Below are 18,531 nucleotides of genomic sequence, written 5' to 3'. Positions count from 1 at the left end.
TTTGCTGAAATAAAGGAGTTTGTTTTGAATAAGATGTTGAATCGCGCAATGATGGTTTTGGTTCTTTTAGGCGCACCGTTAGCGGCGCACGCTGAAAAGATCGCAGTAGTTGATATGCAAGCTGTATTTGAGCAGTTGCCACAGCGTGAGCAAGTGAACGAAACATTAAAAGCTGAGTTCGGTGATCGTGTTGCTGCAGTGCAAAAGATGCAAGAAGAACTTCGTGGCTTGCTAGAAAAGCAACAACGTGATGCTGCATTGATGAGCGAAGCTCAGAAGACTGAAATGATGCGTAAAATGGAATCTATGAAAGCTGAGCTACAATTGAAAGGCAAAGCATTAGATGAAGACATGCGTCGTCGTAACGGTGAAGAGCAGAACAAACTATTGTTAGAAGTTCAAAAGACAATTAACACTATTGCTGAAAAAGAGCAGTATGACATGGTACTTCAACGCGGTGCCGTTATTTATGTTAAGCCAAGCGCTGACATTAGTAACAAGGTGGTTGAGGCTTTAGGTAAAGGCAAGTAAATAGATGAAAAGCTATACTTTAAGAGTATTGGCTGACCATTTAAATGCAGACGTTCAAGGTGATGACACAGTTGAAATTTCAACTGTTGGCACCTTGGACGGTGCAGGTTCAGGTCAAATCTCTTTTCTGGCAAATTCTAAGTATCGTTCGCAGTTGGCTAGCTCAGCTGCGTCGGCGATCTTAATGACGCCAAAAGATGCTGAAGATTTTGTAGGCAATGCGATCGTATTAAACGATCCATACGTGGGTTTCGCACGCATTGCACAATTTCTTGATACAACGCCAAAGGCGGCTGACAGTATTCACCCATCTGCACAAATAGCGGCTTCTGCTATGCTAGGTGAAGGCGTGGCTATTGGTGCTAATGCGGTAATTGGCGAGAATGTTATTTTAGGTAACGACGTCCAAATCGGTGCTGGTTGCGTGGTAGGCCAAGACAGTGTGATTGGTTCAAATACACTTCTTTGGGCAAATGTAACTGTGTATCACGACGTGCATTTAGGTCAAGACTGTATTATTCATTCTGGTGCCATTTTAGGTTCTGATGGTTTCGGTTACGCCAATGAACGTGGTCAATGGATTAAAATCCCACAAACTGGTGGCGTTCGCATTGGTGATAGAGTTGAAATCGGTGCAAATACAACAGTCGATCGTGGTGCTATTGATCACACTGAAATCCATGACGGGGTTATCTTAGATAATCAAGTTCAGATTGCGCATAACGATATCATTGGTGCGAATACCGCGATTGCGGGCAGCACAGTAGTTGCAGGCAGTGTGACTATTGGTAAGTATTGCATTATTGGTGGTAACTGTGCAATTTCAGGCCATTTGAGTATTACTGATGGTGTTCATGTGACAGGCAGTACCAACGTCACCAGCATTATTCGTGAGAAAGGTGTTTATTCATCGGCGACAGCTGCAATGGATAATAAACTGTGGCGTAAAAACACCGTACGTTTTAGACAGCTAGATACGCTATTTCAGCGCGTTAAAGCACTAGAAAATAACGTAAAGTAAATGACTGCATTGAGCAGATAAAGGAAAGTTTAGTGTCAAATCAATTAAATACAATGGATATTAAAGAGATCCTAAAATTTTTACCTCACAGGTATCCATTTTTATTGATCGATAGAGTATTAGATTTCACTCCGGGTGAAACTTTGCACGCTATCAAGAACGTCACAATTAACGAGCCATTTTTCCAGGGACATTTCCCGGTTCAACCTGTGATGCCTGGTGTGTTGATTTTAGAAGCAATGGCACAAGCAACAGGTCTACTTGCTTTTAAAACAATGAGTGATGAGCCGTCTAACGACGCATTATATTATTTTGCTGGTATCGACAAAGCGCGTTTTAAGCGTGTTGTTGAGCCAGGTGACCAACTTCATTTTGAAGTACAGATGATTAAAGAGCGCCGCGGGATTGGCGTGTTTACTGGCGTTGCAAAAGTGGATGGCGAGATTGTTTGTTCAGCAGAAATCATGTGTGCACGTAGAGAGATTTCTAAGTGATTGATAAATTAGCTTATATCCACCCAGATGCCAAAATTGGTAACAATGTTACTATTGGTCCTTGGACTTACATTGGTGCCGATGTTGAGATCGGTGATGACTGTTGGTTTAGCTCACACGTTGTTGTGAAAGGTCCAACGGTTATCGGTAAAGGCAATAAGTTTTACCAATTTGCTTCAGTTGGCGAAGATTGCCAAGACAAGAAGTTTGCTGGTGAAGCGACACGATTAATTATTGGTGACAATAACGTTATTCGTGAGTCAGTAACCATTCACCGCGGTACTACTCAAGATGAGTGGGAAACGCGTATTGGCTCAAACAACCTATTTATGGCGTATGTGCATATTGCACACGACTGTGTTGTAGGTAGCAACGTGATTATGGCTAATAACGCGTCAATCGCGGGCCACGTGCACGTTGGTGACTGGGCTATTTTGGGCGGTATGACTGGTGTACACCAATTTGTTCACATTGGTGCTCACGCCTTTACGGCGGGTAGTTCGCTAATCTTAAATGATGTTCCACCATTTGTGATGGCGTCTGGTTCGCCAGCAATCCCTCGAGGATTAAACATCGAAGGGTTAAAGCGCCGTGGATTCTCAAAAGAATCTCAGCTTTCAGTCCGCAGAGCCTATAAGACGCTATACCGTAGCAACTTAACCGTTGCAGAAGCGATTGAGCAGCTTAAAGAGGCTGCAGTTGATGACGAACAAGTTCAAATGTTAATTGAATTTGTTGCTTCCTCTCAACGAGGAATCATCCGCTAAGCAAGTTATCGAACCCGTGTCAAAGCGGGTTCTTTATTTCCATCCTACCAATAATGATAGACGTCACTTTATGAGTTCAAACAATCCTCGTATTTTTGCTATGGTTGCCGGAGAGATCTCAGGCGATATCTTGGGGGCAGGCTTAATTAAAGCGCTGCAAGTTAATTATCCTGATGCTAAGTTTGTTGGCATTGGTGGCCCGCGTATGGAAGCACTAGGTTTTGAATCTATTTTTTCATATGAAGAATTGGCGGTAATGGGGATTGTGGAAGTGCTTTCTCGTTTGCCTAGATTGCTAAAAGTTCGCAAAACTTTGATCGTAAAGCTAACTGAAATTAATCCCGATTGCTTTATTGGTATCGATGCTCCAGATTTTAATATTGGCCTTGAGCTTAAACTAAAGCAACGCGGCATTAAAACCGTGCATTATGTTAGTCCGTCAGTGTGGGCATGGCGACCAAAGCGTATTTTCAAAATTGCCAAAGCAACTGATATGGTATTGTCTTTATTACCTTTTGAAAAAGCGTTTTATGATGAGCACCAAGTACCTTGCACCTTTGTAGGTCATACCTTGGCAGACGATATTCCACTTGAGAATGATAAGGTACAAGCGCGAAAGCTACTTGAACTCGATCAAAGCGCAGAATACTTGGCGATTTTACCAGGATCTCGAGGTGGGGAGTTAAAACAGCTTGCAGAACCTTTTGTTAAAGCTGCAAGCCTAATAAAGCAGCGTTATCCGGATATCAAATTTGTCACGCCGTTAGTTAATCAAAAGCGTCGTGAACAGTTTGAGGAAGCATTACGTGAACATGCTCCAGATCTAGAGATCCACTTAGTAGAAGGCCAGTCTCGTGAAGTCATGAGTGCAGCCGATTGCATACTGCTAGCTTCCGGCACTGCAACACTTGAAGCTATGTTAGTTAAAAGACCTATGGTTGTGGCGTACCGCGTTAGCCCAATAACGTACCGGATTGCTAAAGGGATGATGCTGACCAAGCGTTACTCATTGCCAAACTTACTCGCCAATGACGATGTGATTGAAGAGCTTATTCAAGCCGATTGCACGCCAGAAAAAATTGCTATGGCAGTTGGTGTTCAACTCGATAACGATTTCACACCGACTTATGATCGCTTTATGCAAATGCATCAATCATTGCGTTGTGATGCCAGTGCTCGTGCGGCAGATGCTGTAATTAAATTGATTGAGGAGTCTGCGTAATGGCTGTAATTAAAGGAATTACTCCTGAGCAGGTTGCTGAGATCTGTATTGGTCAGTATGCCGGCGTCGATGAAGTGGGTCGTGGTCCACTAATCGGCAATGTAGTTACCGCAGCAGTTATTTTAGACCCGAATAATCCGATAGAAGGATTAAATGATTCTAAAAAATTGTCGGAGAAAAAGCGCGAACTATTGTTCGAGCAAATTCAGCAAAAAGCCTTGAGTGTTAGTGTCGGTTCTGCGAGCCCAGTTGAGATTGATGAGCTTAATATTTTGCATGCGACTATGCTGGCGATGCAGCGCGCAGTAGCAGGACTTACTATTAAACCTAGCAGTGTATTAGTCGATGGCAATCGCACGCCAGATTTTGGGGTGGAAAGTCACGCTATCATCAAAGGCGACGGCTTAATTGATGCGATAAGTGCGGCTTCGATTATTGCAAAAGTGGTTCGCGATCGTGAGATGGATGCTCTTGCTGCTCAATATCCAGCATACGGCTTTGATAAGCATAAAGGTTATCCAACTAAAGCGCACTTTGAAGCACTTGCTCAGCACGGCGTGTTATCAGAGCATCGTAAGAGCTTTAGGCCTGTTCGTGAAGCTTTAGAAGCAAAGCAGGGCGGCTAGTCGTTAAGACCTAGTACTTAGCTTAGTTAATCGCTAACTTGGGCGAAAACTAACACATCTCTCATCTGGGCTAATAGTTTAACTTGTTTGCTGTTGGCCCATGTTTTACCCTGTAAGATTGACTAGCAGTCTTCATCTATCAAAAAGAAAGATACTCCATATTATGTCTGATCCACGTTTTGTGCATTTACGCGTTCATAGCGACTTTTCCATGTCTGATGGACTCTCCAAGGTTAAGCCTATTCTAGGAAAAGTGGCCGAACTTGGAATGCCTGCCGTCGCCCTAACAGATCAGACGAATATGTGCGGTTTAGTAAAGTTTTACGAGGCTTGTCATGGCAACGGTATCAAGCCAATTATTGGTACTGACTTTTGGGTTCAAGTGCCTGGGTTTGATGAGTTTTGCTCGATCACCGCACTTGCGATGGATAATACTGGTTACTCGAATTTAACGTTATTGATCAGCGACGCGTACTTACGCGGTAATATCAATGACAAAGCGGTTATCGATCATGAATGGCTAGCAAAATATAGCGAGGGTTTGATTTTACTGTCTGGTGCTAAAGACGGTGATGTTGGTCGCGCGCTATTAAAAGAAAACAAAGCGCAAGTTGATAATTTAATCGAGTTTTATCAAACCCACTTTCCTGATAGATATTATTTAGAGCTGCTACGCACCGGTCGTCCTGACGAAGAGCGCTATTTGCATATGGCCGTTGAACTTGCCGAGCAAAAAGGCCTCCCGGTGGTTGCGACTAACCAAGTGGTATTTAATAAGCCTGAGCAGTTTGATGCTCACGAAATTCGTGTTGCCATTTACGACGGTTTTACCCTTGCCGATCCACGTCGTCCCAAAAAATATAGCGACCAGCAATATTTTAAAAGCAGCGAAGAGATGTGCGAACTGTTTGAAGACATTCCTGAAGCCATTCAAAACACGGTTGAGATTGCTAAGCGTTGTAACGTAACTGTGCGCTTGCATGAATACTTCTTACCTAACTTTCCGACAGGTGATTTGACCATTGAAGACTTCTTGGTTGATGTGTCTGAAAAAGGCCTAGAAGAGCGCTTAGAGTTTCTGTTCCCAGATCCTGCAGAGCGCGCAGAAAAGCGCCCCGAATATGATGAGCGTCTTGATGTAGAGCTCAAAGTTATCAACCAAATGGGATTTCCAGGTTACTTCCTCATCGTAATGGAGTTTATCCAGTGGGGTAAGGACAACGATATCCCAATTGGACCTGGTCGTGGTTCTGGTGCGGGTTCCTTGGTGGCTTACGCCCTTAAAATTACCGATTTGGATCCACTCGAATATGACTTACTGTTCGAGCGATTCTTGAACCCGGAACGTGTATCTATGCCCGACTTCGACGTCGACTTCTGTATGGATAGACGCGATGAAGTGATCGATCACGTAGCAGAGCTTTACGGCCGTGACGCGGTATCACAGATCATTACGTTCGGTACTATGGCGGCTAAAGCGGTAATTCGAGACGTGGGTCGTGTACTAGGCCATCCATACGGTTTTGTTGACCGTATTTCGAAGATGATCCCAGCCGAGCCAGGTATGACTCTGGCTAAGGCGTTTGAAGTTGAGCCGGGGCTGCAAGAATCTTACGATGGCGATGAAGAAGTAAAAGATCTTATCGACATGTGCCGAATCTTGGAAGGTGTGACCCGTAACGCCGGTAAGCACGCCGGTGGTGTGGTTATCGCACCAACCAAAATCACAGACTTTTCGCCAATTTATTGTGATACCGAAGGTTTAAACCCTGTCACTCAGTTCGATAAGAACGACGTTGAAACCGCAGGCCTGGTTAAGTTCGATTTCTTGGGTCTACGAACGCTCACCATTATTGACTGGGCGCTACAGATGGTGAATAGCGTTAAAGATAAAAATGGAGAAGAGCGGGTTCGCATAGAATCTATTTCGCTTACGGATCCTAAATGCTTTAAGTTACTTCAACGATATGAAACAACTGCGGTATTCCAGCTGGAATCTCGCGGTATGAAAGACCTGATTAAGCGTCTTCAGCCAGACTGCTTCGAAGACATGATTGCACTAGTGGCACTGTTTAGACCCGGTCCACTGCAATCGGGCATGGTAGATAACTTTATCGAGCGTAAGCACGGTCGTGAGGAAGTATCGTATCCAGATGCTGAATATCAGCATGAATCGTTAAAAGAGCTACTGTCACCGACTTACGGCATTATCTTGTATCAAGAGCAGGTGATGCAGATTGCTCAGGTACTTGCTGGTTACACCTTGGGCGGCGCGGATATGCTTCGTCGTGCTATGGGTAAGAAAAAGCCAGAAGAGATGGCTAAGCAGCGCGGTACGTTTGAAGCTGGCGCGATTGAAAACGGCGTAGATGGTCCACTGTCGATGAAGATTTTCGACTTGGTGGAAAAATTCGCGGGTTACGGTTTTAACAAATCTCACTCAGCTGCTTATGCGTTAGTTTCCTATCAAACGCTTTGGCTAAAAACTCACTATCCTGCCCAGTTTATGGCAGCGGTAATGTCAGCCGATATGGATAACACGGATAAGATTGTCACCTTGGTGGATGAATGTGAGCGCATGGGAATGCCGTTGCTACCACCTGATGTGAACAAGGGCTTATTTAGATTTACCGTCGATGACGACTTAAATATTGTTTACGGAATTGGTGCGGTTAAAGGCGTGGGTGAAGGCCCGGTTGATTCTATTCTTAAAGCACGTGAAAACGGGCCATTTATAGATCTATTTGATTTCTGTGCTCGAATCGATCTTAAAAAGCTTAATCGCAGAGTGATTGAGAAGCTGATTTGCGCTGGTGCGCTGGATAACTTAGGTCCCCACCGCGCAGCCATGATGGCGACCTTGCCAGAGGCCATTCGCGCAGCAGATCAACATGCTAAAGCCGAAGCTATCGGTCAGCACGATATGTTTGGTTTGCTCAATAGTGAGCCAGAAGATAGTAAACAGCAGTTTGTTGAATGCACACCTTGGCCAGATAAAGTGTGGCTTGAAGGTGAGCGAGATACCCTAGGTTTATACCTCACGGGTCACCCCATTAATCAGTATTTGAAAGAGCTAAAACATTATACATCTGGTCGATTGAAAGATGTACATCCGACAGATCGCGGCAAGACCATGAAAGCCGCAGGTCTAGTGGTTGCGACACGTGTGATGATGACAAAACGTGGCTCAAAAATGGGGCTTGTGACGCTTGATGACAAGAGTGCACGTTTAGAGATCATGTTATTTACTGAAGCATTCGAGAAATTTAATCACTTGCTCGAAAAAGACCGTATTTTGATTATCGAAGGCGAAGTCAGCTTTGACGACTTTTCTGGTGGTAATCGAATGACCGCACGTAACATTATTGATATGGGGGAGGCGCGTAGCCATTTTGCCAATGCCGTTGAGATTGAACTGCAGTCAGACAAGGTCAATGAGCAATGGCTAAATGAATTCAAATCTGCGGTAGAGCCCTGGAAAGCAGGTGCCGTGCCGGTATTGATTAACTATGCTCAACCACAATCAAAAGCTCAGTTTACTCTGGGGGATGAGTGGCGAGTCAACCCGACAGACGAGCTTATGTTAGCACTTGAGTCGTTAACGGGTTCTGGTCAGGTCAAGATTGTTTTTTAAGTAAATGGCTTTTTAAGATGAATATAACTTCACTTATCCAAAATTGCTTAGCACTGCTGCCGGCCCCAAATGTGAGTTCGACTGAGTCTGTTGCGATTGGTAAGCAGCCTAAACGTAAATTGGTATTGGCCTATAGTGGGGGAGTCGATTCTGAGATCCTCGCGTATGGTTTAGGTCAGTTTGCCCAAATAAACTCGGCTTACGAGTGTCTGTTGGTACATGTCCATCACGGCCTAAGTACTAATGCAAATAGCTGGGTTGACCACTGCTTATTACAAGCTAAAAGCTACAACTTGCCATGCGTGATTAAGTACGTGCAAGTTAATCTCGCGCCTAGAACCAGCATTGAAGCTGAAGCCAGAAATGTACGCTATCAGGCTTTATTAGCCGAGCTTTCAGTGAACGATATTCTAATGACTGCGCATCATCAAGATGATCAGCTTGAAACTGTATTACTGGCCCTTAAGCGCGGTCTAGGTCCAAAAGGCTTGTCTGCTATGGGCAAGGTGCAGCGTGTCAATCAACAGCAATGGTTGGTAAGGCCTTTGCTTGACTGCAGTAAAGATCAAATCGAAGGCTATGCAGCACAGCGTAATATTGGGCATATCCAAGATGAAAGTAACTTTGATGGTAAGTACGATAGAAATTTTCTGCGTTTAGATATCATCCCCAAACTTAAGCAACGTTGGAGTGCCATAGCTGCTACTGCCAGCCGCAGCGCCGAACTATGTGCATTGCAACAATCAGTACTTGAAGAAGAAACTGTAAAACGTTTACCGCAAGTACAAAAGTTAATAGGTGTGGATAACGTCCTTGAAGTCATTAAGTTAGCGACTTTCTCTAATGCTTGGCAATCGCTACTATTGCGTGGGCACATGGAGCAACTTGGTTTTGCACCACCATCAAAAATACAGGGCGAGCAAATTTTATCTCAACTATTGGATGCCAAAGAGGACGCCAATATAGAGGTGCGTTTAGCCGATGTGGTTATTCGGCGTTTTAAAAATAACGCCTATTTTTTAGCAAAGAGTATTCACTCACTTAAACCTTTACATAAAGTTGAAATGCTTGAAGAGATAAAGCTGGATGAGGTGATACATAATGGAATTGACTTGCCTTCTGGTCAACGCTTATTAGGCAAGTATATAGCAGCTGATTTAGAGCCATTGTTGAGATTACCATTGCCAACAGAGCTGGTGTCCATTGTATACGCTTTGCCGGGAAGTACTCGTAGTCACCCACATTTTCGCAGTAAGGGTCGAGAGCTAAAAAAAATCTGGCAAGAGCTAGAATTACCTCCATGGAAACGAGGACACGTACCACTGCTGTGTTATAACGGTAAGCTGGTTGCCGCTATCGGGTTTTGGATTGAAAAGTCTGCCATAGCTACATCAGGTGAGACTGGCTTAGCACTGAGTTTAAGTAACACTTAAATGTGCTTTTGTTTGAGCTATCTATAATTGAGCAATATTACTGGTTAACGCTCAAAGCTTAATTTTGGCAGGGATCTGTTGATGAGCAGTGTTTATTCAGAGTCGATAGCCTGTTCTGTAACAGGTTTAATGAGTTGGCCTCATTCACTAAAACACTATTAACTCAATAAACTGCCTTTAATTCATCAGAATACTATTTACTGTTTAGAGTGCTATTAACCCGATAAGCCACTGTGTATTCGATAACATTGTCCACCTGCAGCTTTAGCCAGGTAGAGCGCATTATCTGCACGTTGATAAAATGTTTGTTCTGAGTCATTAGCACGCCATTGGCTGATCCCCATACTGGTGCGCACCTGATAATTATCTAAATATTGGTGAGTGGCAACTGCATCGAGCACGCGCTGGCACAATATTGTAGCATCTTCAGCATTTGCTTGAATAAGCAGTGTAAACTCATCTCCTCCTATTCTAAAAGCCTGATCTGTATCTCTAATTGTTGAATTGAGCATTCTGGCAAATTCAATCAAAGCCTTGTCGCCAAGCGGATGACCATGGTCATCATTCAATTGCTTAAAATTATCTAAGTCTAATGCAATTAATGATAAATCGCTGTTATGGCGTTGAGCGCGAGCGATCTCTTTTTTCAAGCTTTCTTGGTAATAATGACGATTTCCAAGCTGAGTTAGCGCGTCATACATGGCTTGCAGTGACATTTCTCTGTATTGAATGGCGTTAAATAGTGGTTGTAGCACAAGCGATTGTAATTGGTTGAGCTTCTGGGTTTGAGAGGGCACCAAAGGGGCTTTTAGATTATAGTTAACAGTGAACTGACTGTCGGCAATCGTTAAGTGTTGCTCTATGGCATACCCTTTTTGGCTCCCCCAATGAAAGTGGTAATCTTTATAATCTAAACGGACACCATAAAGCGGCAAGTGTTGCCCCATTATTTTTCCAAAACAGGCAAACACTGTCCGCGGATCAAGATGTTGGTGTAGCTGCTGGATAATATTGACTAGGTCAATCTCCTGCGGTGCTGGTGCACAGACTCCCATCGGCTTGCGATATTCAATAGGAAAAGATTCGGTAGCAAGACCAAATTCCATTGCTAAGTTACTCCCAGTGTTTAACGGCGGCATTTAACCGTGTTTTAACTTTCTTATAAAAATATCAAGCAAGAAGCGTGCCTTTATAAGAGGTAATAATATTTGTCTTTATTTGTCATTAGGTTACTCTCTAGTTAAATCGGTGAAATAAAACAGTGTCGGCATTTTGACTAATGCCTTTGATTAAGGAGTATCAAGTCGCCATGGAACACAGCTTTCTCATTCAAATTTTGCTGATGCTGGTGATCGCTATCGTGTCGATTGCGATCTTAAGGCGTGCGGGGTTACCCGCAATTTTGGCTTACTTGGTGACGGGTGTGATAAGTGGCCCTAGCGGTTTTCATTGGTTTACTCAACATCAGATGCAATCGGTTGCCGAGCTTGGCGTCGTACTATTAATGTTTAGCTTAGGCCTTGAGTTTTCTTTGCCTCGATTATGGGCAATGCGTCGCACTGTATTTGGCTTAGGTAGTGCACAAGTTGTGGTAACCACATTGCTGAGTATGGGGATTGCATTGTTATGTAATCTTACGGTTACAGAATCCGTCGTAGTGGGCTCTGCAATTGCTTTGTCCTCTACAGCCATTGTGCTTAAACTCCTTAATGAACAAGGCTGGTTAAGGCGCAGACACGGCGAACTATCAGTTAGTGTGCTGTTATTTCAAGATATCGCAGTCGTACCGTTATTAATCTTACTCCCCTTACTTGCCAGTGATGGCGAAGCGTTGTTGTGGAATGATGTAGTTTACGCCTTGCTCAAAGGGGTATTAGCTTTTATCGCGCTAATGGCATTTGGTAAATGGGCCTTGCCCAAATTGTTCGATGAAGTGGCGCGCTCTCGTTCCAATGAACTGTTTGTACTATCCACATTAGTTGTGGCTTTAGTCACTGGCGCGATTACTCAATGGTTAGGTTTGTCTATGGCGTTAGGTGCGTTTATGGCGGGTATGCTATTAGGTGAAAGCCAGTACCGGCGTCAACTTGAGGCTGATATTAGGCCTTTTAGAGACTTGTTGATGGGCCTCTTCTTTATCTCTATTGGTATGTTGCTCGACTTTGAGTTGGTTGCGCAGTACTGGTGGCAGATCATCTTTATTCTTATTGCTGTCATTCTAGGTAAAGCACTGGTTATTTTCTCTTTGCTGAAGATTGTTAAAGAGTCATTTCGCTCTTCTGTCGCCACGGCGCTGAGTTTAGCCCAGGTCGGTGAATTTAGTTTTGTTGTGTTGGCTTTGGCAGTTAACTATCAGTTGCTGGATAGCAAAACCAGTACAACTTTAGTCATGGTAGCAGTGCTCTCGATGGCACTTGCACCTTGGTTAGTTCGTCATAGTGTGGATATTGCCAGAAGGCTGCAAGGTCTCAAACCTAAAAAAGGTACCAGTGAGCCTTTGAATGTGACGGTGGACGCTAAAGACGATCTCGTGCTTATTTTAGGCTATGGCCGCGTTGGGCAAACGATTGCACGCTTTATGAAAACAGAGGCTATTCCTTATTTGGTGCTGGATCTTGATCCAACAAGGGTGTCTGAAGCGAGAACTGCAGGTGAGCCGGTTTACTTTGGCGATGTATGTAAAAGAAGCATTCTAAAGCAGGCTAAAGTACGCGATGCTAAGTTGATTGTCATTACCTTTAGTAGTGAACGGATCTTAGAGGAGGTTCTGCCGCTTTGCCGACAGCTAGCACCAGAGGCAAAAATTTTAGTACGTACCCGTGATGATTCCGGCATGGAGGCACTAGAGGAGGCTGGGGCAAGCCAGGTTATTCCAGAAACCTTGGAAGGTAGCTTGATGTTAGTTTCCCAAGTTTTGTATCAATGTGGCGTGCCGTTAGCACGAATATTAAAGCGGCTTGAGATAGAACGTCGTAATCACTATCAATACTTACATGGCTTCTTTTCTGGGGCAGAGACTGACTTTACCCTTGAGTTATTGCACGCTGTAGCTTTACCTAAGGGAGCTAATGCCGTTGGGCTTACATTGGCTGATATTCCTTGGGAAAAACTACGAGTTGAGTTAAGAGCCGTTAGAAGGGCTGGGGCAGAGGTCGAAAGCCCAGAGTTTGATTGGCAGATTAAGTCCGGTGATATTTTAATATTGTTGGGTAAGCCTAGACGCATAGAAAAGGCTGAGATCTTTTTACTGCAAGGATAGATCTTGTCTGTCTAAAATGCTCAAGGAGAGAGAATGCATTATTTGGTTTTTATCATTTTGGCGCCTTGGCTGTTTTTACAGGGCAAAAGAGTCAAACAAAATACCCCAAGACTACCAGAGGCCGCTGGCGAGCGTATCGGTGTTTCAGGTGATGGCAGTGCATTATCAGTTTTGGTTTTAGGTGATTCAGCCGCAGCAGGTGTCGGAGTGGCTCAACAATCAGAGGCACTTACAGGCGTTGTGGTCAAAGAGCTTGCTCGCCAATACCAAGTAAATTGGCAGTTGTTGGCTAAATCTGGTAGCAACACTGAAAAAGTAACGTGCATGTTGGATCAGTTACTGAGCGTAACCCCGTCATTGCGGTTTGATGTAGTGATAGTTTCGCTTGGCGTTAATGATGTATTAAGTCCTTTGTCCGTAAAGCGCTGGATTAAGCAGCAAAAAGTATTGATTGAATTGATTGCAACTAAAGCAAACTGTCAAAGGTTAGTGTTAACACGTGTCCCGCCTATGGGAGATTTTCCGGTTTTACCACAGCCACTGCGCTGGTTTTTAGGTAAGCGAAGCAATGAGTTTAATCGTTATCTAGAAAAGTTAGCTGCAGAAAATAGCTGCTTTACCTTGCTTGATTTTGGCCATCAACTTGATGCCAGCGCTATGGCAAAAGATGGCTTTCATCCGGGACAAGCCATATATCAAGACTGGGGAAAAAGCGCAGCAGAGGTGATTATTAAGAGCTTGAATTAAAGCGCTATTACTTGTTTGACCTCGTTAAATAAAATCTTAACGAATATCGAAAAACTGTTTAATATCGTCAATCTGACACATCGCATCTTCATATCCCAGTTCGATTAATGCACTGCAGTAGCCTTGCTCAAACAGCAGGTAAGAAACGATACTCGAGTCTGAGTGCTGATTGATGCCAAGTGCTCTAAGCATCATTTTGATGGCGAAAGGCATATCTTCAAAGTAACGAGACGCCATTGCACTTAAATCCTCGCTTGGCTTAATCACTAAGGTCTCTATATTCTTCAAAGGTAAGCCTTTACGGCTTTGTTCAGGGATCAACTCTAATGTGTTGTTGATACGCTCCAACCTTTCTAAGTCGCTATTTAAGGTGTCAGAAAATATGGTGTCGAGAAGGTGGCCTGCAATGGTTGCAGTTTTTGGGTGATGTTCTAATTCTTTGGCTTTAACCTTATGCGGGCTCTCAAGGTTAATAACCATGATTTTGTCAGCGCCAAGATGGATAGGGCCGCTAAGTGGTGCCAACTGATGCACTGAACCATCCCCGTAGTACTCTTGATTAAGTCTAATCGAGGGAAACACCATTGGGATCGCAGAGCTTGCCAAAAGGTGGTCGGTATTAAGCCGAGTGCGCACGCCATGACGCCTTGCTCTTTGCCAGTTATCAATATGGGCATTAGCCTGAAAAAAGGTAACTGAACGAGAGTTATTATAACAAGAGGTGTCTAAGCTTACGGCTTCTAATGCGCCGCTATTGATGTTGCGGTCAATTCGCTCAAAACTGATTAGATTATTGAGTAGATCTCGCAGAGGAGCGCTATTAAACAGGCTGCCAGCGGTATTGGATACACCATTACTTTGTAGGCCTTTTAAACCCATTTTACTCAAGTGTTTTAATACGCCGCCAATCGATGCATGGTAGACTTTTTTAGCGTGGATATGTCGCCAAACCCACTCAAGTTTTCTCACTCCAAGATGAAAACATGAAGCGTGAGTTGCTAAAGATGTAGCATTGATTGCGCCAGCAGAAGTGCCACAGACAATTTTAAATGGAATACCATGGTTACGTGGGTAAAATTGCACAATCGCTTTTAGCACCCCTATTTGATAGGCTGCTCGCGCTCCACCACCGCCAAGTACTAACGCCGTTTTTTCTGGCAATTCGACGCTCCTTATCGTTTGAAAAATAAAACGTATTTATAATATTGTTGTTAATTTCAGCATATGTGACTCGGCAGGCTTGTTCAAGAAAAAGCGTAAAATTATTGATTAATTTATACTGAGCAATAGCTGGTAAATACTCGGCAGAAAGTGGGATTAATAGGGGGGGGTTAATTAGAGGCATAAAAAAACGCCGATGTGTTTAGCATCGGCGTTTCTAAATTATCGAGCTAACGCTCGCGATAAAAGGTCGTTGGCGATTAGGCTTGTTGTGCTTTTAAGAACTCAACGATTTGGTCTAGTGGGATATCTTGCTTTTCACCAGTACGACGGTTCTTATATTCGAACATGCCGTTATCGATATTACGGTCACCAATAACCACTACATGTGGAATACCGATAAGCTCCATATCGGCAAACATTACACCTGGACGCTCTTTACGATCATCAAACATCACTTCGATGCCTGCATCATTTAGGTCTTGGTATAGCTGCTCTGCGATATCTTTAACGCGGTGCGACTTGTGCATGTTCATTGGCAAAATACCAACAGTGAACGGTGCAATCGCTTCTGGCCAGATAATACCGCGGTCATCGTTGTTCTGCTCAATTGCAGCAGCAACCATGCGGCTTACGCCTACGCCGTAACAACCCATAAGTAGTGTCTGAGACTTGCCGTTTTGGTCAAGTACGTTAGCGTTCATTGCTTCTGAGTAGTTAGTGCCTAACTGGAAGATATGACCCACTTCGATACCGCGAAGTAGTGCAATCGTGCCTTTACCACATGGGCTAGGCTCACCTTCGATAATGTTACGTAGGTCGAATGCTGCCGCTTCTGGAAGGTCACGCTCCCAGTTGATACCGAAATAGTGCTTACCATCTTCGTTTGCACCCGCGCCAAAGTCGCTCATGATGCTAACGCTGTGATCAACAAATACAGGCATGTTTAGGCCTACAGGACCGATAGAACCTGTACCAGCACCTACAGCATCACGAATAGCCGCTTCATCAGCAAATTCAAATGGCGCTAAGACAGCGTCAATTTTTTCAGCTTTTACTTCGTTAAGCTCGTGGTCACCACGAATAACGATAGCCACTAATGGCGCTTCTTCAGTCGAACCTTTAACGATAAGAGTCTTAACTGTTTTCTCAATCGCAATACCGTGTTGTTCAACAAGCTCTGCAATTGTTTTAGCGTTTGGCGTATCGACTAACGTCATTTCGCTAGTAGCGGCTTGACGAGTTTCAGTCGGCATTGGTGCTTCACATTTTTCAATGTTTGCCGCGTAATCGCTTTCAGTAGAGTAAGCAATTAAGTCTTCACCACTGTTAGCTAACACGTGGAATTCGTGCGACAAGCTACCACCGATAGAACCGGTATCAGCCATAACTGGACGGAATGCTAAACCTAAACGTTCTAGGATGTTGCAATAAGCTTGGAACATCGCTTCGTAAGTTTCATTCATGGTTTCTTGATCGATATGGAAAGAATAAGCATCTTTCATCAAGAATTCACGTGAACGCATTACACCAAAACGTGGACGAACTTCGTCACGGAATTTGGTTTGAATTTGGTATAGGTTAAGCGGTAACTGCTTGTATGAGTTAACCTCTTTACGCACGATATCAGTGATCACTTCTTCGTGAGTTGGACCAAGTACGAAATCACGGTTGTGACGGTCTTGGAAACGAAGTAGCTCAGGACCAAACTTTTCAAAACGGCCTGTTTCAACCCAAAGATCGGCAGGCTGAACCATAGGCATTAGAATTTCAACCGAGCCCGCTTTGTTCATTTCTTCACGAACAATCGCTTCGATTTTACGTAGTACACGTAAACCTGTCGGCAACCAGCTGTATAAGCCTGATGCGTTACGACGGATCATACCCGCACGTAACATTAACTGATGACTAACGACTTCTGCGTTTGCAGGAGTTTCTTTTTGAGTTGATAGCAGGTACTTGCTTACGCGCATTACCGGTGTCCAAATTTGAGTTGAATGGGCGCTATTTTATCACTTGTAGAGGTTCTGTCACCTAGGTATTTAGGGAATTAATCGATTTTATTGGCTTTGGCAGAGTGCTAAGAGCTTTTGTAAGGTCAATAAGGTTGATTTTGTATACTAAATAGTTCGGGGGAAGCTTTTATAAAAGTGGAGATATTCAACATTAAAGTACTAATTTAGGGGGGGCTTAAGTTGAATATCCATCAACTAAGCTGATCTTCGCCTAGTTTTTATCGCGTCTATCGCCTATGACACGGGCAGGGTTGCCGGCAACGATGGCATAATCAGCTACATCTTTAGTCACGATAGCGCCCATACCAATAACCGCATGATTACCTATGGTGACGCCATCTACAATACCTGCTTGGGCGCCAATCCATACGTCTTCACCAATCACTACGCCTTTAGAGTTTGAAGCTTGCTGGTAGATTGGCGTGTCAGGCGCCATACCATGGTTAAAGGCATAAATGGTGACATTGTTAGCAATCCGAGTTTGATTACCTATGCTGATACCGTGACGACCACCATCAAGGGAGCAGCCATGATTTATCGCTACTTCATTGCCTAAGGTTATCGGCCCATGTAAAAAGCTGTCAGCGCCAATCATACACTGCGCGCCGATAATGATATTGCGGCCCGGCTCGGCAAATAGATTTGCTTCAGGGGCAACAAAGGAGCGCTCGCCAATACTGACGGTTTCAACCGCACTAAAATGCGCTTGAACTTCATCTTGCCAAGGCTTTGCCCACTCAAGGTGTTTATCTTTTAGCGAGAAATACAGCCAAGGCATATAAGACAAGCGCTTTTTATGTTGAGTGCGGTAGTCAGGCTTTGGCATTAAATTAGCTGGCGCGTTTGATTCTGACATCGTTAGTCATGCGCCTGTGAAGCTAGTTTTTGGTTAATGGTTGATGCTCTTAACTCAATAACCTTTATACCTGCATCCGTAACAATCCAGAGGATATCCAAATCGTACAGTGCCACTTGGTATAGCTTAGGATCGGCTTTGGCCTTTTTATAAGCCGGACGGGGATCTTGCGCTAAAACGCCTTCAATCAATTCTGCAAGGCGCGGGTAAGCAGGATTTTGCTGATACTTTTCAAGCTGAATTTGCGCTTGCTCATTAAAGTATACATTGGCTAACACTGGCGCTTCTTGGGCAATGCCCCCTTGAGCATTCTCAATCGAATCCGAAAAGGGAATATAAGGTTTAATATCAATAATTGGCGTGCCATCGAGCAAGTCCATGCCAGAGATCTCAAGGCTGACTTTACCATTATGGGAATGCACTGCGTGCAACTTAACCACTGACTGACCAATACCGTTGGGCCTGAATGTTGAGCGGGTAGCAAACACGCCAAGCTTTTCATTACCGCCAAGCCTTGGTGGGCGCACAGTGGTTTTCCATCCAGCGGCTAAATTTTCATGAAAACAGAAAAGTAACCATAAGTGTGAGTATTGCTCTAGGCCTCTAACAGCATCAATTTGGTTAAATGGTGGTGCTAGCTCAACAAAACCGCGAGCGGCACTAACAAGACCGGGTTGTCTTGGAATACCAAATTTTTGTTTATATGGCGTGCGGCAATAAGCCACGGCTTGGATCTGACTGTTAAAAGACATTTAGGTTACTTCT

Annotated in this window: 15 protein-coding genes; 10 read left to right on the top strand and 5 right to left on the bottom strand. The window is 44.0% G+C overall.

Going from position 1 to position 18,531, the window contains the following annotated elements:
- Window positions 1-33: 33 nt before the first annotated feature.
- From AB4298_RS14930 to tilS, 8 genes are all read left to right on the top strand, one after another.
- On the top strand, window positions 34-531 hold the full coding sequence (locus tag AB4298_RS14930) for an OmpH/Skp family outer membrane protein (RefSeq protein WP_248999654.1): 498 nt from the start codon (window positions 34-36) through the stop codon (window positions 529-531).
- 4 nt (window positions 532-535) lie between these two features.
- The gene (gene lpxD, locus AB4298_RS14925; protein ID WP_248999624.1) at window positions 536-1,552 is read left to right on the top strand and encodes a UDP-3-O-(3-hydroxymyristoyl)glucosamine N-acyltransferase; all 1,017 of its coding nucleotides are present in this window, start codon (window positions 536-538) and stop codon (window positions 1,550-1,552) included.
- A gap of 32 nt (window positions 1,553-1,584) precedes the next feature.
- Window positions 1,585-2,046 carry a 3-hydroxyacyl-ACP dehydratase FabZ gene (gene fabZ / locus AB4298_RS14920; protein ID WP_248999623.1) on the top strand — a complete coding sequence of 154 codons (462 nt, stop codon included), beginning with the start codon at window positions 1,585-1,587 and terminating at the stop codon, window positions 2,044-2,046.
- Complete coding sequence (gene lpxA, locus AB4298_RS14915) at window positions 2,043-2,813, top strand: acyl-ACP--UDP-N-acetylglucosamine O-acyltransferase (RefSeq protein WP_248999622.1); 771 nt, start codon at window positions 2,043-2,045, stop codon at window positions 2,811-2,813. Before fabZ ends, lpxA begins: the two co-directional genes overlap by 4 nt.
- A gap of 70 nt (window positions 2,814-2,883) precedes the next feature.
- On the top strand, window positions 2,884-4,035 hold the full coding sequence (gene lpxB / locus AB4298_RS14910) for a lipid-A-disaccharide synthase (protein WP_371987325.1): 1,152 nt from the start codon (window positions 2,884-2,886) through the stop codon (window positions 4,033-4,035).
- Entirely contained in the window at window positions 4,035-4,661 is a 627-nt protein-coding gene (rnhB, locus tag AB4298_RS14905) for a ribonuclease HII (protein WP_248999620.1), read from the top strand. Before lpxB ends, rnhB begins: the two co-directional genes overlap by 1 nt.
- 163 nt (window positions 4,662-4,824) lie before the next feature.
- Window positions 4,825-8,295, top strand: a complete 3,471-nt coding sequence (gene dnaE, locus AB4298_RS14900; protein ID WP_371987324.1) for a DNA polymerase III subunit alpha — start codon at window positions 4,825-4,827, stop codon at window positions 8,293-8,295.
- 17 nt (window positions 8,296-8,312) lie between these two features.
- Entirely contained in the window at window positions 8,313-9,728 is a 1,416-nt protein-coding gene (gene tilS, locus AB4298_RS14895; RefSeq protein ID WP_371987322.1) for a tRNA lysidine(34) synthetase TilS, read from the top strand.
- Window positions 9,729-9,943: 215 nt separating this feature from the next.
- On the opposite strand, the gene dgcS is transcribed toward tilS, so the two are convergent.
- Window positions 9,944-10,834, bottom strand: coding sequence for a diguanylate cyclase DgcS (dgcS, locus tag AB4298_RS14890; RefSeq protein WP_371987321.1), 891 nt, complete (start codon window positions 10,832-10,834; stop codon window positions 9,944-9,946).
- A 203-nt stretch (window positions 10,835-11,037) separates the two neighbouring features.
- Here dgcS and AB4298_RS14885 point away from each other — a divergent pair, with 203 nt between their 5' ends.
- A complete protein-coding gene (locus AB4298_RS14885; protein ID WP_248999616.1) occupies window positions 11,038-12,987 on the top strand; it encodes a monovalent cation:proton antiporter family protein in 1,950 nt (649 codons plus the stop codon).
- A 33-nt stretch (window positions 12,988-13,020) separates the two neighbouring features.
- Complete coding sequence (locus AB4298_RS14880; RefSeq protein ID WP_371987319.1) at window positions 13,021-13,734, top strand: SGNH/GDSL hydrolase family protein; 714 nt, start codon at window positions 13,021-13,023, stop codon at window positions 13,732-13,734.
- A 36-nt stretch (window positions 13,735-13,770) separates the two neighbouring features.
- Here the strand turns inward: AB4298_RS14880 and AB4298_RS14875 are convergent, their stop codons facing one another.
- The 4 genes from AB4298_RS14875 to tsaA form a co-directional block, all read right to left on the bottom strand.
- Window positions 13,771-14,895 (bottom strand): patatin-like phospholipase family protein, encoded by a 1,125-nt coding sequence (locus AB4298_RS14875; protein ID WP_248999614.1) that lies wholly within the window; start codon window positions 14,893-14,895, stop codon window positions 13,771-13,773.
- A 260-nt stretch (window positions 14,896-15,155) separates the two neighbouring features.
- Window positions 15,156-16,868, bottom strand: a complete 1,713-nt coding sequence (locus AB4298_RS14870; RefSeq protein WP_371987317.1) for a proline--tRNA ligase — start codon at window positions 16,866-16,868, stop codon at window positions 15,156-15,158.
- Window positions 16,869-17,121: 253 nt separating this feature from the next.
- A complete protein-coding gene (locus AB4298_RS14865; protein WP_371987316.1) occupies window positions 17,122-17,766 on the bottom strand; it encodes an acyltransferase in 645 nt (214 codons plus the stop codon).
- 2 nt (window positions 17,767-17,768) lie between these two features.
- The gene (gene tsaA / locus AB4298_RS14860; RefSeq protein WP_371987314.1) at window positions 17,769-18,518 is read right to left on the bottom strand and encodes a tRNA (N6-threonylcarbamoyladenosine(37)-N6)-methyltransferase TrmO; all 750 of its coding nucleotides are present in this window, start codon (window positions 18,516-18,518) and stop codon (window positions 17,769-17,771) included.
- Window positions 18,519-18,531: the final 13 nt, after the last annotated feature.

Source organism: Shewanella sp. 10N.261.52.F9 (assembly GCF_041471165.1).
Classification (GTDB): Bacteria; Pseudomonadota; Gammaproteobacteria; order Enterobacterales; family Shewanellaceae; genus Shewanella; species Shewanella marinintestina.
Note: the sequence above shows the minus strand (reverse complement) of the source record. Positions and strands in the feature narration are given on the sequence as shown.